This is a genomic window from Actinocorallia sp. API 0066, from assembly GCF_020991275.1.
Lineage (GTDB): Bacteria > Actinomycetota > Actinomycetes > Streptosporangiales > Streptosporangiaceae > Actinocorallia.
In genome coordinates this window covers 867,011-885,004 of sequence record NZ_JAJLQY010000001.1, presented here as the reverse complement: position 1 = coordinate 885,004, position 17,994 = coordinate 867,011, and the positions used below count along the sequence as shown (strand labels likewise).

Annotated in this window: 18 protein-coding genes; 2 read left to right on the top strand and 16 right to left on the bottom strand. The window is 72.8% G+C overall.

Going from position 1 to position 17,994, the window contains the following annotated elements; all coding sequences use genetic code 11:
• Nucleotides 1-71: 71 nt before the first annotated feature.
• The 14 genes from ftsY to recG form a co-directional block, all read right to left on the bottom strand.
• The gene (ftsY, locus tag LO762_RS04120; protein WP_230612553.1) at nt 72-1,214 is read right to left on the bottom strand and encodes a signal recognition particle-docking protein FtsY; all 1,143 of its coding nucleotides are present in this window, start codon (nt 1,212-1,214) and stop codon (nt 72-74) included.
• A gap of 31 nt (nt 1,215-1,245) precedes the next feature.
• Nucleotides 1,246-4,887 (bottom strand): chromosome segregation protein SMC, encoded by a 3,642-nt coding sequence (gene smc, locus LO762_RS04115; RefSeq protein WP_230612551.1) that lies wholly within the window; start codon nt 4,885-4,887, stop codon nt 1,246-1,248.
• Between the two features lie 255 nt (nt 4,888-5,142).
• Nucleotides 5,143-5,325, bottom strand: a complete 183-nt coding sequence (locus tag LO762_RS04110; RefSeq protein ID WP_230612549.1) for a hypothetical protein — start codon at nt 5,323-5,325, stop codon at nt 5,143-5,145.
• Nucleotides 5,326-5,503: 178 nt separating this feature from the next.
• Nucleotides 5,504-5,797 (bottom strand): acylphosphatase, encoded by a 294-nt coding sequence (locus LO762_RS04105; protein ID WP_230612544.1) that lies wholly within the window; start codon nt 5,795-5,797, stop codon nt 5,504-5,506.
• Nucleotides 5,797-6,684: a bifunctional DNA-formamidopyrimidine glycosylase/DNA-(apurinic or apyrimidinic site) lyase gene (gene mutM / locus LO762_RS04100; protein ID WP_230612542.1), complete on the bottom strand. Its 888-nt coding sequence runs from the start codon at nt 6,682-6,684 to the stop codon at nt 5,797-5,799. The genes LO762_RS04105 and mutM overlap by 1 nt, the downstream gene beginning before the upstream one ends.
• On the bottom strand, nt 6,677-7,402 hold the full coding sequence (gene rnc / locus LO762_RS04095) for a ribonuclease III (protein WP_230612540.1): 726 nt from the start codon (nt 7,400-7,402) through the stop codon (nt 6,677-6,679). Before rnc ends, mutM begins: the two co-directional genes overlap by 8 nt.
• A gap of 264 nt (nt 7,403-7,666) precedes the next feature.
• Nucleotides 7,667-7,843: a 50S ribosomal protein L32 gene (gene rpmF / locus LO762_RS04090; RefSeq protein ID WP_230612539.1), complete on the bottom strand. Its 177-nt coding sequence runs from the start codon at nt 7,841-7,843 to the stop codon at nt 7,667-7,669.
• Between the two features lie 3 nt (nt 7,844-7,846).
• Nucleotides 7,847-8,338 carry a DUF177 domain-containing protein gene (locus LO762_RS04085; protein WP_230612537.1) on the bottom strand — a complete coding sequence of 164 codons (492 nt, stop codon included), beginning with the start codon at nt 8,336-8,338 and terminating at the stop codon, nt 7,847-7,849.
• A 315-nt stretch (nt 8,339-8,653) separates the two neighbouring features.
• Nucleotides 8,654-9,133, bottom strand: coding sequence for a pantetheine-phosphate adenylyltransferase (gene coaD / locus LO762_RS04080; protein ID WP_230612846.1), 480 nt, complete (start codon nt 9,131-9,133; stop codon nt 8,654-8,656).
• A 75-nt stretch (nt 9,134-9,208) separates the two neighbouring features.
• Nucleotides 9,209-10,630, bottom strand: coding sequence for a penicillin-binding transpeptidase domain-containing protein (locus LO762_RS04075; protein WP_230612535.1), 1,422 nt, complete (start codon nt 10,628-10,630; stop codon nt 9,209-9,211).
• A gap of 47 nt (nt 10,631-10,677) precedes the next feature.
• The gene (gene rsmD, locus LO762_RS04070; protein ID WP_230612533.1) at nt 10,678-11,247 is read right to left on the bottom strand and encodes a 16S rRNA (guanine(966)-N(2))-methyltransferase RsmD; all 570 of its coding nucleotides are present in this window, start codon (nt 11,245-11,247) and stop codon (nt 10,678-10,680) included.
• 30 nt (nt 11,248-11,277) lie between these two features.
• Nucleotides 11,278-12,105: a HEAT repeat domain-containing protein gene (locus tag LO762_RS04065; protein WP_230612531.1), complete on the bottom strand. Its 828-nt coding sequence runs from the start codon at nt 12,103-12,105 to the stop codon at nt 11,278-11,280.
• Between the two features lie 40 nt (nt 12,106-12,145).
• The gene (locus LO762_RS33850) at nt 12,146-12,226 is read right to left on the bottom strand and encodes a putative leader peptide (RefSeq protein ID WP_374201532.1); all 81 of its coding nucleotides are present in this window, start codon (nt 12,224-12,226) and stop codon (nt 12,146-12,148) included.
• Nucleotides 12,227-12,329: 103 nt separating this feature from the next.
• On the bottom strand, nt 12,330-14,522 hold the full coding sequence (gene recG / locus LO762_RS04060) for an ATP-dependent DNA helicase RecG (protein ID WP_230612529.1): 2,193 nt from the start codon (nt 14,520-14,522) through the stop codon (nt 12,330-12,332).
• A 214-nt stretch (nt 14,523-14,736) separates the two neighbouring features.
• On the opposite strand from recG, the gene LO762_RS04055 reads away from it, so the two are divergent.
• Nucleotides 14,737-15,066, top strand: a complete 330-nt coding sequence (locus LO762_RS04055) for a hypothetical protein (RefSeq protein WP_230612527.1) — start codon at nt 14,737-14,739, stop codon at nt 15,064-15,066.
• Here the strand turns inward: LO762_RS04055 and LO762_RS04050 are convergent.
• On the bottom strand, nt 15,018-16,637 hold the full coding sequence (locus tag LO762_RS04050; RefSeq protein WP_230612525.1) for a DAK2 domain-containing protein: 1,620 nt from the start codon (nt 16,635-16,637) through the stop codon (nt 15,018-15,020). The two genes, LO762_RS04055 and LO762_RS04050, sit on opposite strands and share 49 nt — an antisense overlap.
• Nucleotides 16,638-16,916: 279 nt before the next feature.
• On the opposite strand from LO762_RS04050, the gene rpmB reads away from it, so the two are divergent.
• A complete protein-coding gene (gene rpmB / locus LO762_RS04045) occupies nt 16,917-17,114 on the top strand; it encodes a 50S ribosomal protein L28 (RefSeq protein ID WP_230612523.1) in 198 nt (65 codons plus the stop codon).
• 81 nt (nt 17,115-17,195) lie between these two features.
• Here the strand turns inward: rpmB and thiD are convergent, their stop codons facing one another.
• The gene (gene thiD / locus LO762_RS04040; protein WP_230612522.1) at nt 17,196-17,990 is read right to left on the bottom strand and encodes a bifunctional hydroxymethylpyrimidine kinase/phosphomethylpyrimidine kinase; all 795 of its coding nucleotides are present in this window, start codon (nt 17,988-17,990) and stop codon (nt 17,196-17,198) included.
• Nucleotides 17,991-17,994: the final 4 nt, after the last annotated feature.

Sequence of the window (17,994 nt, the reverse complement as noted above, 5' to 3'; positions counted from 1 at the left end):
GATCGAGAGGGATCGTTCCAAGCCGGATCCCGCAGACGGCCTGGATTCGGCCAAGGCCGCTCCGGTTCCGGCTAGCCGAGGATCGCGTCGACGAACGCCTCGGGGTCGAACGGGGCGAGGTCGTCGGGGCCCTCGCCGAGCCCGACGAGCTTCACCGGCACGCCCAGCTCGCGCTGGACCGCGATGACGATGCCGCCCTTGGCGGTGCCGTCCAGCTTGGTCAGCGCGATGCCGGTGATGTTGACGACCTCCGCGAACACCCGGGCCTGGGTGAGGCCGTTCTGGCCGGTGGTGGCGTCCAGGACGAGGAGCACCTCGTCGACCGTCGCCTGCTTCTCGATCACCCGCTTGACCTTGCCGAGCTCGTCCATCAGCCCGACCTTGGTGTGCAGCCGCCCCGCGGTGTCGACGATGACGGTGTCGGCCTGCTCCGCGATGCCCTCCTTGACGGCCTCAAAGGCCACGCTGGCGGGGTCGGAGCCCTCGGGGCCCCGGACGGTCACCGCGCCGACCCGCTCGCCCCAGGTGGCGAGCTGCTCGGCCGCGGCGGCCCGGAACGTGTCGGCCGCGCCCAGCACGACGTGCTTGCCGTCGCCGACCAGGACGCGGGCGAGCTTGCCCGTCGTCGTCGTCTTGCCGGTGCCGTTGACGCCGACGACCATGAGGACGGCCGGGTGGTTGCCGTGCCTGTCCACCTTGAGGCCGCGCGGCAGATCGGTGCCGATTTGGGCGAGAAGTTGCTCACGCAGCATCGCCTTGACCTCGTCAGGCGAGCGCTTGCCCTGCACCTTGACCTGGGTGCGCAGCTCGTCGACGATCAGCCGGGACGGGACGACGCCGACGTCGGCGGTGATGAGGATCTCCTCGATCTCGTCCCAGTCGTCGTCGGTGAGCGTGTCGCGCGACAGGAGGTTCAGCAGCCCCTGCCCGAGCGTGCCCTGCGACCTGGCCAGGCGGGCGCGCAGCCGCTGGAGGCGGCCCGCGGACGGCGGCGGCACCTCGATCTCGGGCGCGGGCCGCGCCTCGACGGGCGGCGGGGCGGTGGCGACGGCTCCGCCCTCGTGCTCCTCACCTGCGCCCGACGGCTCGGTGACCTGCGGCGGTTGCGGCGGCGCCTCGATCGTCGGGGCGCTCGACCGGGACCGGAGCAGGGCAACCGTCCCGCCGACCGCGATGACCACGAGCAGCGCGATACCGAGAATCAGATATTCCATAGCGCGTCCAGTCTCGCACGCCCGGGGCCGGTCAGGCCGGTTCGGCCTCGCGGAGCCGCTGGCTGATCACCTGGGAGACGCCGTCGCCGCGCATGCTGACGCCGTAGAGGGCGTCCGCGCCCTCCATGGTCCGCTTCTGGTGCGTGATGATGATGAGCTGGGACGACTCACGCAGCTCCTCGAAGACGCCGATGAGCCGCTGGGTGTTGGTGTCGTCCAGGGCGGCCTCGACCTCGTCCAGCACGTAGAAGGGGCTGGGCCGCGCCTTGAACACCGCGACGAGGAACGCGATCGCCACCAGGGAGCGTTCGCCGCCTGAGAGCAGCGACAGCCGCTTGACCTTCTTGCCGGGCGGCCGGGCGGCGACCTCGATGCCGGTGGTGAGCATGTCCTCGGGGTCGGTGAGGGAAAGCGAGCCCTCGCCGCCGGGGAACAGCCGTCCGAAGATCCCGGAGAAGTGCTCGGCGGTGTCGGCGTAGGCGGCGGCGAACACCTCCTGTACCCGCTGGTCGACGTCCTTCACGATGTCGAAAAGATCCTTGCGGGTCTTCCTGAGGTCCTCCAGTTGCGAGGTGAGGAAGGCGTGGCGTTCCTCCAGCGCGGCGAACTCCTCGAGCGCGAGCGGGTTGACCCGGCCGAGCTGCGCCATCTGCCGTTCGGCGGCCTTCGCCCGCTTCTCCTGGACGGCCCGGTCGAACGGCTCGGACAGCGCCTCGGGGTCCTGCGGGGGGACGGGCTGGTCGGGACCGTACTCGGCGATGAGGCCCTCGACCTCCATGCCGTACTCCTCCAGCGCCCGCTCCTGGAGCTGCTCAAGGCGGAGCCGCTGCTCCGCGCGCGCCACCTCGCTGCCGTGCACGACGTTCACGAGCCGCTCCAGCTGGGTCGCGTACTCGCGCACCCGGGCGCGGACGACCTTCAGCTCCTCCTCGCGGGCCGCCCTGCGCCGCTCGGCCTCCTCCCGCTCGGCGACCGCGACGGCCAGGGACTCCTCGATCCGCGCGAGCGCCCGCAGCGCGCCGTCCCGGACGGCGAGGGCCACCCGCGCGCGCTCCTCGCGCCGCCGCCTGCGCTCGACGGCCTGGACGCGCTCGCGCCGCTCCGCCTCGGCCTGCCGCTCCAACGCGTCGGCGCGGCCCGCCAGGGCCCCGGCGCGCTCCTCGGCGGTGCGGACGGCCAGGCGTGCCTCCATCTCGGTGCCGCGCAGTTCGGCGACCCGTTCGGCGAGTTCCTCGCGGATCTCGGTTTCCGGCTCCTCCTCGGGCTCGGCGGACTCCTCGGCCTCGTACCGCTCTTCGAGCTCGGCGAGCCGCTCGGCGGTGGTGTCCCGGTTCTCCTCGGCGGCGCGCACGTTGTCGGCGAGGCGTTCGGCCTCCTGGAGCGCGGCGTGCGCGGCGGCCTGGAGCCTGGCTTCCTGGCGTGCCTCCTGCGCGGCGGCGGCGTCGGCCTCGCGCAGTGCGGCCCGCACCGTGTCCAGGGCGCTCTGGGCCTGGCCCACCGCCGACTGGGCGGCGGCCGAGCGCGTCTGCGCCTCCTCTACGGCGGCCTGTGCCTCGGCCTCGGCCTCGATGGCGGCGTCCAGGCCCGCGCCCGCCAGCTCCGCGTCCTCCTCGGTGCCCGCCAGGGCGGCCACCGCCTCGTCCAGCGTGGCCCGCATCTGCAGCGGGCCCTGCCCGCCGGTGCCTGCGGCCTGTGCCCAGTGCGCGCCCAGCAGGACGCCGTCACGCGTCACCGCCCTGAGCGCGGGCGCCCGCGCGACGACCCTCTCGGCCGCGGCGACGTCCTCGACCACAACGACGCCGTCCAGCAGCGCGTCCAGGGCGGGCCGCAGGGTGTCCGGCACGCCGACGAGCTCGCTCGCCCAGACCGCGCCCTCGGGGCTGGGCACGCCCGGCCCCGGCACCTTGGGCGCCGCCCCGATGACGAGCCCCGCGGCGGCCTCGCGCTCGCCCAGGAAGCCCAGCGCCGCCGCCGCGGCCTCCAGCGACGTCACGGTGACGGCCTCGGCCAGCGTGCCCAGGACGGCCGCCACGGCCGTCTCAGCGCCCGGACGGACGGTCAGCACCGAGGCCAGGGTGCCCGCCACCCCGGGCAGACCCGAGGACAGCAGCGCCTCCCCCCCGTCGGCGGCCGAGCCGAGCCCCAGCTCCAGCGCCTCGATCCGGGCGCGCAGCGCGGTGACCTCGCGCTGGGCGCGCTGGTCGGCGGCGCGGGCGGAGCCGACCTCCTCGCGGGCCGCCTTGAGCGCCCGCTGCGGCCCGTCCACGGCGGCGCGGGCCTGCGCGGCCGCCTCCTTGGCCCGCGCGAGCGCCTCTTCCACGGCCTGGAGTTCGGCGGCCAGCGCCGGATCGACCCGCGCCTCAACCTGGAACGCCTCGGCTTCGGCCCGCGCCGCCTCCGCGCGGTCCTCGGCGGCGAGCCGCGCCTCGGTGAGGCGGCCGATCTCGGCGCCGGCGGCCTGCAGCCGGGAGCGCAGCGACTCGACGGCGGCGCGCCGCCGGGCCAGCGACTCGCGCCGCTCGGCGGCGGCCCTGACGAGCTGCTGGACCCTGCGGTCCTCGGCGGCCAGCGCGGATTCGGCGCCCGCCCGCTCGGCGACCGCCTCCTCAAGGGCGCCGCGCGCCTCTTCGAGCCGCTCGGACAGCACCTCCTCCTGGGCGCGGACCTCCTCGGCCTCACGCTCCAGCTCCTCGGGGTCGCGGCCGAAGCGCTCCTCGGCCTGGAAGCCGGTGGCTCCCCTGTGCCGTTCGGCGGCGAGGTCGGCGACGCCGCGCAGCCGCTCCTTCAGCGACGAGAGCTGGAACCACGTCTCCTGCGCGGCGGCGAGCACCGGCGCCTCGCGCGCGGCCTCGGCGTCCAGCTCCTCCTCGCGGGCCTGGGCCGTGGCGAGCGCGGCCTCGACCTCGGCGCGGCGGCGGCGCACCGCCTCCTCGTCGGCGGCCTCGCGCTCCAGCCTGGTGGCGAGCGTGACGAGGTCGTCGGCGAGCAGCCTGAGCCTGGCGTCGCGCAGCTCGGCCTGGATGACGGCGGCGCGGCGGGCGATCTCGGCCTGCTTGCCGAGCGGCTTGAGCTGGCGGCGCAGCTCGGCGGTGAGGTCCTGCACGCGGGTGAGGTTCGCCTGCATCGCGTCGAGCTTCCGCAGCGCCTTCTCCTTGCGCTTGCGGTGCTTCAGGACGCCCGCCGCCTCCTCGACGATCGCGCGCCGCCCCTCGGCGCCCGCGTTGAGCACCTGGTCGAGCTGGCCCTGGCCGATGATGACGTGCATCTCGCGGCCGATGCCGGAGTCGGAGAGCAGCTCCTGGACGTCGAGCAGGCGGCAGCCGTCGCCGTTGATCGAGTACTCGCTGGAGCCCGACCGGAACATCAGCCGGCTGATCGTCACCTCGGAGTAGTCGATCGGGAGGGCGCCGTCGGAGTTGTCGATGGTCAGCACGACCTCGGCGCGGCCCAGCGGGGCGCGGTTGGCCGTGCCCGCGAAGATGACGTCCTCCATCTTGCCGCCGCGCAGCGACTTGGCGCCCTGCTCGCCCATCACCCAGGCGAGGGCGTCGACGACGTTGGACTTGCCCGATCCGTTGGGGCCGACCACACAGGTGATGCCCGGCTCGAACTTCAGGGTGGTGGAGGAGGCGAAGGACTTGAACCCGCGCAGGGTGAGGCTCTTGAGATACACGCGCGGATGGTCCCCCTCACGGCTCGGGATCCCGGCCGTGGCCGGGGGTGAACAACGCAGCTTAGCCCCGGTGCGGGGCCTCTCCATCGTGCCACCGGCGAACGAGTCCCACCGGGGTTTTCCACAGCCGTGACGAAAACCCCAGAAATGACAAAAGGGACGCCATTGTCATCGACGTCCCTGTCTGTCCGTACCCGGGAAGTGACCGTATGCGAACCATATCTTGGTCCGATATGCCCCGGGTACCGCCCGGCTTCAGGTGAGCACGGGCTCGCGGTCGACGGAGTGCACAGCCTCGGAAGAGGCGAGTGCCTCGTTCTCTTCCTGGAGCCGAACGAGTTCGGCTTCCAGGTCCCGTACCCGCCGCTGGAGACGTCGCATCTCCGCGACCATCCGGGGGTCGGGACCGCCGACGTGGCCGAGTAGAGCCTTCGCCATGATTGAGGGTCCTCCACGCTGAGTAACCAGCAGAGATCACACTGCACTCGATAGTAGGCAGCGGTTATCAACTCAACTAGAGTTGCACTACCCGTGACGCCGGTCAAGTCGCACGTCACAGACCCGTAACAACCCTGTCGTAAAGAGTTTAGCAGGTCTGCGGCGGATTGCCAGTCCGTCACCTTTCCACGAAACCCACAACGTTACCCCGCGCCGCATCCCACCGCTCGGTAACTCCGTCAACACGGCCCGGCGTGTCCCCCGAGCGCAGCAGTTCGAGCAGCCGCTCACACGCGGCGCGGGAGCCCTCCGCGACCACTTCCACCCTGCCGTCCCGCAGGTTCGAGGCGGAGCCGACGAGGCCGAGCTCCAGCGCCCGCGCCCGCGTCCACCAGCGGAAGCCCACGCCCTGGACGAGCCCGCGCACCCACACCGTCAGCCGGACGGCCTCGGCGTCGCCCTGGGCGGCCATCAGGAGGCCCTCGCGGCGCGCGGCCTGGGCTGGCAGCGCGGGCAGCTGTAGGACGACCGGTTCATGAAGACCTCCCTGCGGATCGGCGTCCCGCAGCGCGCGCACGGCAGGTCACCGCGCCCGTACGCGTTCAGGGAGCGCTCGAAGTAGCCGCTTTCGCCGTTGACGTTCACGTAGAGGCTGTCGAAGGACGTCCCGCCCGCCTGGAGCGCCGCCCCCATCACCTCCCGGACGGACGACAGCAGCAGCGCCGCCTTCGGCCGGGTGAGCCCGGAGGTGGGACGCTCCCCGTGCAGCCTCGCCAGCCACAGTGCCTCATCGGCGTAGATGTTGCCGACCCCGCTGATCAGAGACTGGTCGAGAAGTGCCCGTTTGACGCCCGTCTGTTTGCGTTTCAGCGCGCGCAGGAACACCGTGTCGTCGAAGGCGGGCTCGAACGGGTCGGGCGCGATGTGCGCGATCACGTCCGGCACCGGGGCGTCGCCGCCGTGCGGGTCGGGGACGAGCGGGCAGACCATCAGGTGCCCGAACGTCCGCTGGTCGACGAACCGCAGGTCGGTGCCGCCGGACGGCCCCGTGTCGGTGAAGGTGAAACGGACCCGCAGGTGCTTCTGCCCCGGCGCGGAAGCCTCACCCACCAGGAGCTGCCCGCTCATGCCCAGATGGGCGAGCACCGCGCCGTCCCCGTAAGGCAGCCACAGGTACTTGCCGCGTCTCCTTGGCTCGCCCAGGGTGACCCCGGCCAGGCGGGCGGAGAAGTCCCCGCCCCCGGGCACGTGCCTGCGCACCGCCCGGGGGTGCAGCACCTCCACCGTCGAGACGGTGCGGCCCGCCACCCAGTCGGCGAGGCCGCGCCTGACGACCTCGACCTCGGGCAGCTCAGGCATCGCCGCCCCGCGCGGCCTCCGCCGCCGCCGCGTCCAGGCCCGCGCGGATCTCCGTCCAGGCGGCTTCCGCGGCCTTCTGCTCGGCGTCCTTCTTGCTGCGGCCCTCGCCCTGCCCGTAGGCACGACCGCCCACCCGGACGGACGCGCGGAACGTCTTCTGGTGGTCGGGGCCGCTCTCGTCCACGTGGTACTCGGGCACGCCGAGCCCCTCGTCGGCGGTCAGCTCCTGAAGCGAGGTCTTCCAGTCGAGGCCGGCGCCGAGCTTCGCCGAGCTGGCGATCAGGCCGTCGAACAGCCGGTGCACCAACGCCGACGCCTCGTCCAGGCCGCGGTCCAGGTAGACGCAGCCGATGAGCGCCTCCAGCGTGTCGGCGAGGATCGAGGACTTGTCGCGGCCCCCGGTGCCCTCCTCGCCCCTGCCGAGCCGGATGTGCGCGCCGAGGTCAAGGCCCCGGGCGACGCCCGCGAGCGCCTTCATGTTGACCACCGCCGCGCGCAGCTTGGCCAGCTGCCCCTCGGGCAGGTCGGGGTGCCCCCGGTACAGGGTGTCGGTGACGACGAGGCCGAGCACCGAGTCGCCGAGGAACTCCAGGCGCTCGTTGGTGGGCAGCCCGCCGTTCTCGTAGGCGTAGGAACGGTGCGTAAGGGCGCGTTCCAAAAGCGCGGGATCGAGACGCAGCGCGATCCGCTCCTCAAGCGCCGAGGCGGGGACGGTCATTCCAGCTCCTCACATGGTCGGGCCCGTGGGCCGGTGTGTTGAGGGCGGGAGCCGTCACGTCCTGGGAGGACCCTCCGGAGAGCGAGGTGCGCGCCGGACGCCGAACGAACGGTCCGGCGTGCACCACGGCCTCAGGTGGCCTCGGACGGCCTCCCCACGCCCCGTGGGGCCAGGGAGGAGGTCGCGCCCTCTACGACGCCGGGGGACGGTCCCCACGCTGCTACGCGCGGAACCGGCCCCCGGGTTCAGGTCTTACGGCGTTGGCTAGGCCGTCTCGACGACCTGCCGCCTGTTGTAGGTACCGCAGTTGGAGCAGGCCACGTGGGGCAGCTTCTGGTCACGGCACTGCGGGCACTCGACCAGGGCGACCGGGGTCGCCTTCCACTGCGACCGGCGGTGCCGGGTGTTGCTGCGGGACTTCTTCCGCTTCGGGACGGCCACTTGTCAGCCCTCCTGGCTTTCTTCTCGTTGTTCGGCAAGGCCCTGCAGTGCCGCCCACCGGGGGTCGGCGACGTCATGCGTGTGCCCGGGGCCGACATCGGCCAACCGGGCGCCGCACTCCGCGCAGAGGCCGGGACAGTCGTCCTGGCACAGGGGGGACAGCGGCAGTGCGAGCACCACCGCGTCCCGGAGCACCGGCTCCAGATCGAGGAGATCCCCGTCAAGACGGTGTTCGTCTTCGTCGGCGCCCGCCGCTGAGCGGGTGTCGTCGTAGACGAAGAGTTCCTGGAACTCCACCTCCAGGGTGAAGGAGATGTCGTCCAGGCAGCGCGCGCACTCGCCCTGGATGGGCAAGAGCGCCGTGCCCGAGACGAGCACGCCCTCCATCACCGATTCGAGCCGTGAGTCGACTTCGATCTCGGCGTCCTTGGGAACGCCGACCATTTCGACGCCGAGACCCGCCGGCGCCGGGGCGGTGAACCGCTGTTCCTTCATCGATCCCGGGCGGCGGCCGAGCGTCCTGGTGTCTACGACGAGCGGCGCCTTGGGATCGAGGCTGGACAGGGCTCCCCCTTCAGGGCTCGTCCGGACGCGTCGAGGCGCCGGAAGAACACAAGTGTGCACGGTTGGATCGCCACGTCAGGCATGGCCGATGGACAAGGATACCGAAGCCGGGGCGCGCACCCCAACTCGGCGGGTGCTCAGCCGCTGGACGCGCTGTGTTTTCCTGGCCGGGGGCGCTTTTGCGGGCCCGACTTCGTCGGGAGCGCCCCCGGCGCGCTGTGTTGACCTGGCCGGGGGCTGGCAGGTTCAGGCGTCCTTGAGGCGCTGGATCAGGCGGTCGTGCACGAGTTCGGGCACGAGGCCGGACACGTCGCCGCCCCAGCGCACGACCTCCTTCATGAGGCTGGAGGACAGGAAGGCGTACTCCGGGCTCGTCGCCATGAAGAGGGTCTCCACGCCCGACATGCGGTTGTTCATCTGGGCGATCTGGAGCTCGTAGTCGTAGTCCGTCACCGCGCGCAGGCCGCGGACGATCACAGGGATGTCGTGCTGCTTGCAGTAGTCGACGGTCAGGCCGCGGAACGAGTCGACCTTGACGTTGCCGAGGAAGCGGGTGACCTCGCGGATCATGTCGAGGCGCTCCTCGATGGAGAACAGGCCCTTCTTGGCCAGGTTGATCGACACCATGACCACGACCTCGTCATAGAGGCGCGAGGCACGGCTGACGATGTCCAGATGACCATTGGTCACCGGGTCGAAGGAGCCCGGACAGACGACTCGGCGCACGACCATCAAATCCTTTCGGTGCGGACGGCGCGAAGGTACCAAACCGGCCGTCTCCAGCCGGAACCGGGGCGACGATCAGCGGAGCGCGTCCGCGATCGCCGCCATGATCGGCCCCGCGACGCTCCCCCCGAACCCGGCGCCCTGGGTCATCACGGCGATGGCGTGGGGGCCGGAGGTCGAGTAGCCGACGAACCACCGGTCATTGTGGGCGCCGCCGTCCACGTCGGCGGTGCCCGTCTTGCCCGCCACCTCCCTGCCCCGGAGATTGGTGGCCGTCCCCGTGCTGACCACCGCTTCCATCATCTCTCCGAGCCGCGCGGCGTGCGCCGCCGAGACCGCCTTTCCGAACCGTGACGGCTCGGTCTCCTCCAGGGTCGAGCCCCGCAGCGTCACCTTCTGGACGAGGCGGGGGCGCATGAGGTCGCCGCCGTTGGCCACTGCGGCGGCCACGAGCGCCATCTGGAGGACCGTGGCGACGTTCTGGCCCTGCCCGTAGGAGGCGAGGGCCGTCTGGGCGGCGTCGGTGTCGGGGAAGGCGCTGGCGACGGCCCTGAGGCCGGGCGCGTACTCCCAGCGCTCCCCGTAGCCGAAGGCCGCCGACCGCTCCCGCATCCCCGCGTTGCCGACCTCTTCGGCGCCGATCTCGGCGAACGTGGTGTTGCAGGACTGGGCGAACGCGTTCACGAGCGTCGTCCTCGGCAGGCCGCAGCCGCCGGAGTCATGGCTGTTGCCGATGACGGTGTTCGTCCCGGGCAGCCGGTAGGAGGCGCCCGCCGGCACGGTGCCGTCCTCGGCGATGCCGTCGGCGAGCGCGGCGGCGGCCGTCACGATCTTGAAGGACGAGCCGGGCGGGTACAGCTCACGGGTCGCCTTGTTGAGCAGGGGGTTGCCTGCGGCGCCCTCAAGGCGCTGGAGTGCATTACCGGCGGCGGCGATGTCGCGCGTGGCGACGTCCTCGGGGTCGAAGGACGGATAGGAGGCCATCACCTCGATGGCGCCCGTCCTGGCGTTCACCGCGACGGCGGCGGCCTGGAGGGTGGTGCTCGCGGCCAGCTCCCGGTAGGCGACGCGCTGCGCCCTCGGCACGATCGTCGTATGCACGTCGGCGCCCTTGGGCAGCTCGCCGGTGAGCCAGTCCACCAGGCCGCGTACGGAGACCCGCCCATCGGTGCCGTCCAGGACGCCGTTCATCGCGGACTCCAGGCCCGTCTTGCTGAAGGCGCCGAGATAGCCGGTGACGGGAGCGAAGACCTCGCCTTCGCGGTAGTGCCTGTCGAACGTCTTCCCGTCGCGGTTGGGCGCGGAGTAGGCGACCCTGAGGTCCCCGGCGAGGATCGCGCCCCTGTCCCGCTCGTACTGCCGGTTGAACTGGCGGGCGTTGCGCGGGTCGTCGCGGAGTCCGTCGGCCTGGAAGCCCATGATCCACGTGACGTTCACCATGATCGCGATGATCATCGTGAGCGCGACGACAGCGGTCCGCCTGAGCTGGACGTTCACACCCGCCGACGCTAACCGGCGGCGGGGAAAGCGACGGGAAAGGCGACCTACGCGGACCGCTCGTAAGACGCGTAGTGGAAGACGGCCTCGCCGTAACGGCGCTCCCGCTCGGGCACATAGCCCTCGGGCCACGCCGGTGCGGCGCCCCTGCTGGCCCGTTCGACCGCCACGAGGGCGCCGTCGGCGAGCCACCCGTTGTCGCGCAGCGCCTCCAGGACCGCAACGACCGTCGCGTCCGGGACGGCGTAAGGCGGGTCGGCGAAGACGAAGTCGTACGGCTCGTCGGGGGCCGTCCGCAGGAGGCGTTCCACCTTGTCCGTCACCAGGCGGGCGCCGGGCAGGCCGAGCGCTTCGATGTTCGCGCGGATCACCTTGGCCGCGCGCGGGTGTGACTCCACGAGCAGCGCGTGGGACGCCCCGCGTGACAGCGCCTCAAGGCCGACCGCGCCGGATCCGGCGTAGAGGTCGGCCGCCCGGACGCCGCTCAGGGAGCCGAGGAGGGCCTGCGCCGTGGAGAACAGGCCCTCCCTCGCCCTGTCGCTGGTGGGCCGGGTGTCGCGCCCCTCGGGGGTCGCGAGCCTCCTGCCTCCGGCCGTTCCGGCGATCACCCTCGTCATGGGGCCATTCTCCCGCCCCGGCGGGCGGGGTCAGGCCAGCGCCCAGCGCACCTGGGTGCGGACGCCCGGGTCGGGGTCGGCGAGCGCCTCGGTGAGCGCGGCGAGCACGCCGGGCTCGCGCGACGCCCACTGTTCGAGCGACGCGACGGCCTCGCGCCGCACGTCCACGACCGGGTCGCGCAGCGCCACCGACAGGGGCGCCGCGGCGTCGGCGGCGGAGGCTCCGGCCAGGACCCGGGCGGCGCGCTTGCGCACCTGCCAGCCCGCGTGCGAGAGGGACCGCAGCACGCGCGGCACCAGCTCGCCGGGCACGCCGAGCGCCGCGACGGCGTCCAGCGCGGCGAGCCTGACGACCGGGTCGTGGTCGTCCAGGAGCTGGTCGAGGCCGTCGGCGGTGCCGAGCCTGGCCAGCCCGTCCGCGACCGCGACGCGCACGTCCCTGGCGGGGTCGTCGGCGGCCTCGCGGACGGCGTCGGCGGCCCGCAGCGCGGTCAGCGCCAGCACGGCCTGAGCGCGGATCTGGGGCTCGTCGTCGGCCAGGCCCTGGGCGTACAGGGAGCGGTGCGCGTCCACGAGGACGCGCAGGTGGGCTTCGGCGGTGCCCCGCACGAGCGGGTCGGCGCCGCGCGCGGCCGCCAGGCGCAGGGCGGCGACGCCGTCCTCGCCGACGGGCGGGCGTAGCGTGGCCAGGGCCAGCGCGGCGCTGGCGCGGACGTCGGGGTCCTCGTCGGCGAGCGCCCAGGCGAGGGCGTCACCGGAGCCGCCGGGCGCGGTCTCGGCGAGGATCTCGACGGCGGCGCGGCGGACTCGGGGGTCGGGGTCGCGGAGGTACTCCTCCAGCAAGCTGAGGTCGGACATGCTCTTCTCCAGTCGGGTGCGTCGTGGCCGGTGCGCGGGGTCAGCGGCAAGGGCGACACAGGCAGCTCGCCTGGCGTCGCAGATCGACGTGCGGACGGCCGACCAGGAGTGCAGCGGTCATGGAAAAGATGGTCGCCCACTTCTCCCATTAAGTCAACCTATTTAGTAGGCAATGCCTCGTGGAGATCACTTCACCCGGGTTGTCAGGCGACTTGTCCCGCTGTTCATGCCTTGTCGAGGTAGTCCGCCCGATCCTCGGTGAGGAACTCCTCCAGCGCGGCCCGCACCTCCGGGTGCCCGGCGAGGCCGGGATCCTCCGCCAGAAGCCGGGACGCCTCCTTACGGGCGTTCGAGATCACGGGCTCGTCGTACTGGAGCGTCAGGAGGCGCAGCGTCGAGCGGGTGCCGGACTGGGCGGCCCCCAGGATGTCGCCCTCCCTGCGCTGCTCAAGGTCGAGCCGGGAGAGCTCGAAGCCGTCCGACGTCGAGGCCACCGCCTCCAGCCGTGCGCGCGCGGGCGCGTCGGCGGGGACGTCGGTGACGAGGAGGCACAGGCCCGGCAGCCCGCCACGGCCCACCCGGCCGCGCAGCTGGTGCAGCTGGGAGACACCGAAGCGGTCGGCGTCCATGATCATCATCACCGTGGCGTTGGGGACGTCCACACCGACCTCGACGACGGTGGTGGCGAGCAGCACGTCGGTCTCCCCCGCCGCGAACCTCCGCATCGCCGCGTCCTTGTCGTCGGGGTGCATCCGGCCGTGCAGGACGTCGATGCGCAGGCCCCGGAGGAGTTCGCCCTCCAGCAGCGGAAGCAGCTCCATCACGGCGAGCGGAGGACGGGCCTCGCCCTCCTCACGCGGGAGGTCTTCCTCCTCCCCCGCCCTGCCTCCGGCGTCGTCGCCGATGCGCGGGCACACGATGTACGCCTGACGGCCCTCCGCCGCCTCCTCCCGGATCCGCTGCCACGCCCGCGCCAGGAACGCCGGCTTCTCCGGCGGCACCACGTGGGTGGCGACGGCGGCCCGTCCGGCGGGCAACTGGGCGAGGACGGAGGTGTCCAGGTCGCCGAAGACGGTCATCGCGACCGTGCGCGGGATCGGCGTCGCCGTCATCACGAGCACGTGCGGACGGCCCCCGGCGACCTTCTCGCGCAGCGCGTCGCGCTGCTCGACGCCGAACCTGTGCTGCTCGTCCACCACGATGAGGCCGAGGTCGGCGAACTGGACGTGCTCCTGGATCAGCGCGTGCGTGCCCACGACGATCCCCGCGCCCCCGGAGGCGGCCTCCAGCAAGGCGGCTCGCTTCGCCTTGGCGCCCTGCGAGCCCGTCAGCAGCGCCACCCGGGTAGCGCCCTCGACGCCGTCCAGCTGGCCCGCCCTGGCGAGCGGCCCGAGCAGGCTCAGGATGGACCTGTAGTGCTGCTGCGCGAGGACCTCGGTGGGCGCGAGCAGCGCGGCCTGGCCGCCGTTGTCGACGACCTGGAGCATCGCGCGCAGCGCGACGACGGTCTTGCCCGCGCCCACGTCGCCCTGGAGGAGGCGGTGCATCGGATGCGCGCGCGCGAGGTCGGCGGAGATCTCCGCGCCCACCTCGACCTGCCCGTCGGTGAGGGTGAACGGGAGCGCGGCGTCGAAGGCGGCGCGCAGCCCGTCGGCGCGGTCGGGACGCGGCGTGGCGGGCAGGTCGGCGGCGGCCTCCCGGCGCAGCGCCAGGGCGAGCTGGACGTAGAACGCCTCGTCCCACTTGAGCCGCTTGCGGGCCGCCCTCAGCTCGTCGTCGTCCTTGGGCCGGTGGATGCCCTCCAGCGCGGCGCCCAGCGGGACGAGGCCGCGCCGCCCGAGCACGGAGGCGGGCATCGGGTCGGCGAGGTCGAGTCCGGGGCCGAGCGCGTACTCCACCGCCTTCTTGATCTTCCAGGACGGCAGGTCCTTGGTGGCCGGGTAGATCGGGATCGGCCGCGCCGCGTACTCCTCGACGGTCTCGGCGGTCGCCCTGCCCGGGATCACCTCGTAGTCGGGGTGGGTGAGCTGGACCTTGCCCCGGTAGAGGCCGACCCGTCCGGCGATCATCGCGAGCACGCCGGACTGGAGGTCGGCTGCCGCCTTGTGCACGCCGGTCCCGAAGAACGTCAGGCTGATCCGGCGCCCTGTGGCGTCCTCCACGGTCACTTCGAGGAGCTGGAAAGGACGTTTGGTTATCTTGCGCTGCCGGGAGTCGACCACCCTGCCGACGACGGTCACGTCCTCGCCCTCGGTGAGCGAGGCGAGGTCGGTGAGCTCGCCATGCCGCACGTACCTGCGCGGATAGTGGCGCAGCAGGTCGCCGACCGTGGCCATGTCCCACTTGCTTTTGAGCACCTTGGCGGTCTTGTCGCCGACGGTCTTCCTCAGGTCGTCTGCGAGGGTCACACCGACCATTACAGCCGATGGAAGGGCCGCCGCGCGCGGGCGTCCCGAAGGTGGAGATCGGCGGGCAGCGCCCAGGCGGGTGCGGGTAATGCCTGGTCAGGGGCGTCACCGCCGGAACGCGGAAAGGTAAAGATCAGGGGAATCGGCTTGCCCAAAACGGTAAAAGGGGGACATGCTAGAAGGGTGCTTTAGATCACCCACAATGAAGTGGAGCGTCACCACCATGGTCACTCTGACCGCCACCCCCACCCTTGAGCGCAGCCACATCGGCCTCCTCAGCTCGCTGGCCGACAGGCTCGTCCCGCACGGCCTGCGCGCCCGGCTCGAGCAGCCCATCGGACGGCCGCCCGCGCTGCACGTCAGCAACCCCGCCGCCCCCGGCGCCGCCGAAGAGATCGTCCTCGAAGACGAGGCGCTCTGGTGGCCCTGGGGCGAGCGCATCGCGGCCGTCGGCGACCTCGACCAGGCCACCGCCAGCGTCTGCCAGAGCCTGGGCGTGCCCGCTCACTCGACGCCGAGGAGCACCGGGTACAGCACCTGGCCGCCGTCGTAGAACGTCACCTCCACGTCGGGCCGTAGGGCCCGCAACCTCCCGGCGATCCCGGCGGCGAACCCGTCGGGCACCCCGGCCCCGGTGACCACGGTGACCACCTCGCCGCCCCCGGAGAGCATGCGGGAGAGCACCCGCCACGCGACGTCCTCCAGGTCATCGCCGATCAACGCGACGTCGCCCTCGATGAGGCCGAGCACATCACCCTCGCGGCAGAACCCCACCGTCGTCATCGCCTCCCCACTGGCCACGCGCAGTCCACCGAAGCGCGTGGCCAGTGCCGTGCCCGTCATCGCGATCACGTCGTCGCGGAAGTGCCGCAGGGGGTCGTGCACCGCGAGCGCCGCCAGGCCCTGCACCGACGCCTTGGTCGGCACCACCGAGATGCGCACGCCGCTCTCGCGGGCCCGCACCGCCGCCGCCTCGGCGAGCGCCAGCACCTCCGGCTCGTTGGGCAACACGGCGACCTCGTCGCCCGCCGCGAGGATCGCCTCCACGAGCACCGCCAGATGCGGCATCCCGCCGGACGGGCGGCGCACCACCGTCGCCCCCGCCTCCTCGAACAGCGCGGCGAGCCCGTCCGCCGCCGTCACCGCCACCACGCCGCGCCCTGTGCAGGGCGGCTTCGGCCGTCCGGAATCGACGGCGAGATAGGTGACGCGGATACGCCTGGTCTTTCCGGCCGCGAGGCCCGCCTCGATGGCCGCGCCCGCGTCGTCCACGTGGACGTGGACGTTCCACAGGCCGTCGCCGCCCACCACGACCAGGGAGTCGCCCAGCGCGTCGAGTGACTCACGCAGCGCCGGGATGACGGTGTCCTCCGCCTCCAGCAGGTACATCACCTCGTAGCCGGGGTCCTCGACCCGCTGCTTCGGCAGGTTCAGGGACGCCCTCGGCTCGGTGCGGGCGGGCACCTCCCACCGCTCGGGGTACTCCTCGGTGATCACCGCGGCGAGCGCGTCCAGCAGGACGCACAGGCCCGCGCCGCCCGCGTCCACCACACCGTGCTCGGCGAGCACCGGCAGGCCGCCCGGCGTCTCCCGCAGCGCCCTGCGCGCCCCCCTGACGGCCGCCCGGACCGTCTCGGCGAGTTCGGCGCCCGGAGCGGGGTCGCGCGGCGGGAACGGCGCCTCGGGCCGCACAGCCGCGGCGGCGGCCGCCTGGAGCACGGTGAGGATCGTGCCCTCGACCGGCCGGGACACCGCGCCGCGCGCCAGCCCCGCCGCGCGCTCCAGCCCCTCGGCGAGGTCGGCGCCGGTCGCGGCGGAGCGCGGCCCGAGCGTCTCGGCGAGCCCGCACAGCACCTGGCTCACGATCACCCCCGAGTTGCCGCGCGCGCCGACCAGCGCGGCCCTACCGAGCGTGCGCCAGACCTCCTCCAGCGGCGCGGACGCGGCGAGCTCCTCGACGGCCTCGGCCGCCGCGAGCACGGTGAGGTGCAGGTTGGTGCCGGTGTCCCCGTCGGGCACCGGGAAGACGTTGAGCGCGTCGATCTCGGTCCGCGACCTGCCGAGCGCGTCGGCGGCGAGGCGCGCCCAGCGGCGCACGGCGGGGGCGTCCAGGGTGTCGCGCACGAGACCCCTTTCCCGACTTTTCCGGGTCTCCCCGGGGAGGGCTGAGCGCGGACGCCGCGCGACGCCCGCCTCCCAGAGCGTAGTGTCGAACCGGCGATTCCGGCATTCCCCAACAGACCCGACGGCCTCGCCGGAACCGGACCCGGCCTCGATTCGCCTACCAGCGGCGGGTTCCGCTACCCTGTTCCGAGCGTCCCCCTGCGCGGGGACCTTTTCCGTGTGAGCGCCCCGGCTGGAATCCGCCTGGGGTGCCCGAGTTCTCGACTGTTTGGAGTTACCGTGGCTGCCAACTGCGAAGTGTGCGGCAAGGGCCCCGGCTTCGGTATGAGCGTGTCCCACTCGCACCGTCGCACCCCGCGCCGCTGGAACCCGAACATCCAGCGCGTGCGCGCGGTGGTCGCCGGCACGACCAAGCGCGTGAACGTCTGCACCTCCTGCCTGAAGGCCGGCAAGATCCAGCGTCCGCTGGCCCGCTAGCCGAAGCTTCTCGAAGACCCGGTGGGCCCGCGCGGCCCGCCGGGTCTTCTGGCGTCTCACCCCGGGCCGTCGGGCGGCCGGTCAGACGCGCCAGCGCCAGGCGTGGTCCACCGGGCCGATGCCGGAGCCGAGCGGGAAGCCGCCCCGGATCGCGCCGGAGATGTAGGTCTTGCTCGCGGCCACCGCGTCCGGCACGGACAGGCCGAGCGCCAGGTGCGAGGCGATGGCCGAGGCGAGCGTGCAGCCCGTGCCGTGCGTGTGCCGGTTGTCGTAACGCTCGTCGGAGAACAGGTGCCGCTCCGAGCCGTCGTAGAGCAGGTCCACCGGAGCGGTCGGAAGGTGGCCGCCCTTGATGAGCACCCACCGAGGCCCGAACTCCTTGACGGCCTCCGCCGCGCGGATCAGGTCGTCCTCGGACTCGACCTTCACTCCCGTGAGGAGCTCCACCTCCCACAGGTTGGGCGTGACGACCGTGGCGAGCGGCAGCAGGGCCGTCCTGACGGCGTCCACCGCGTCGGGCGCGAGCAGGGTGTCGCCGTGCTTGCTGACGCCGACGGGATCCACCACCAGGGGCGCGTCATGGTGTGACAGGCGCTCGGCCACCGTCTCCACCAGGACCGTCGAGGCGAGCATGCCGGTCTTGACGGCCTGTGCGCCGATGTCGGACAGCACCGAGTCCATCTGCGCCGTCACCGCCTCGGGAGGCAGCTCCCAGTAGCCCTGGACCCCCAGGGAGTTCTGCGCCGTCACCGCGCAGATCACGCTCATCCCGTGCACGCCCAGGGCGAGCATCGTTTTCAGGTCTGCCTGGATGCCCGCGCCTCCGCCGGAGTCGGAGCCGGCGACGGTCAGCACACGGGGTGGAGCGGTAGCCATACGG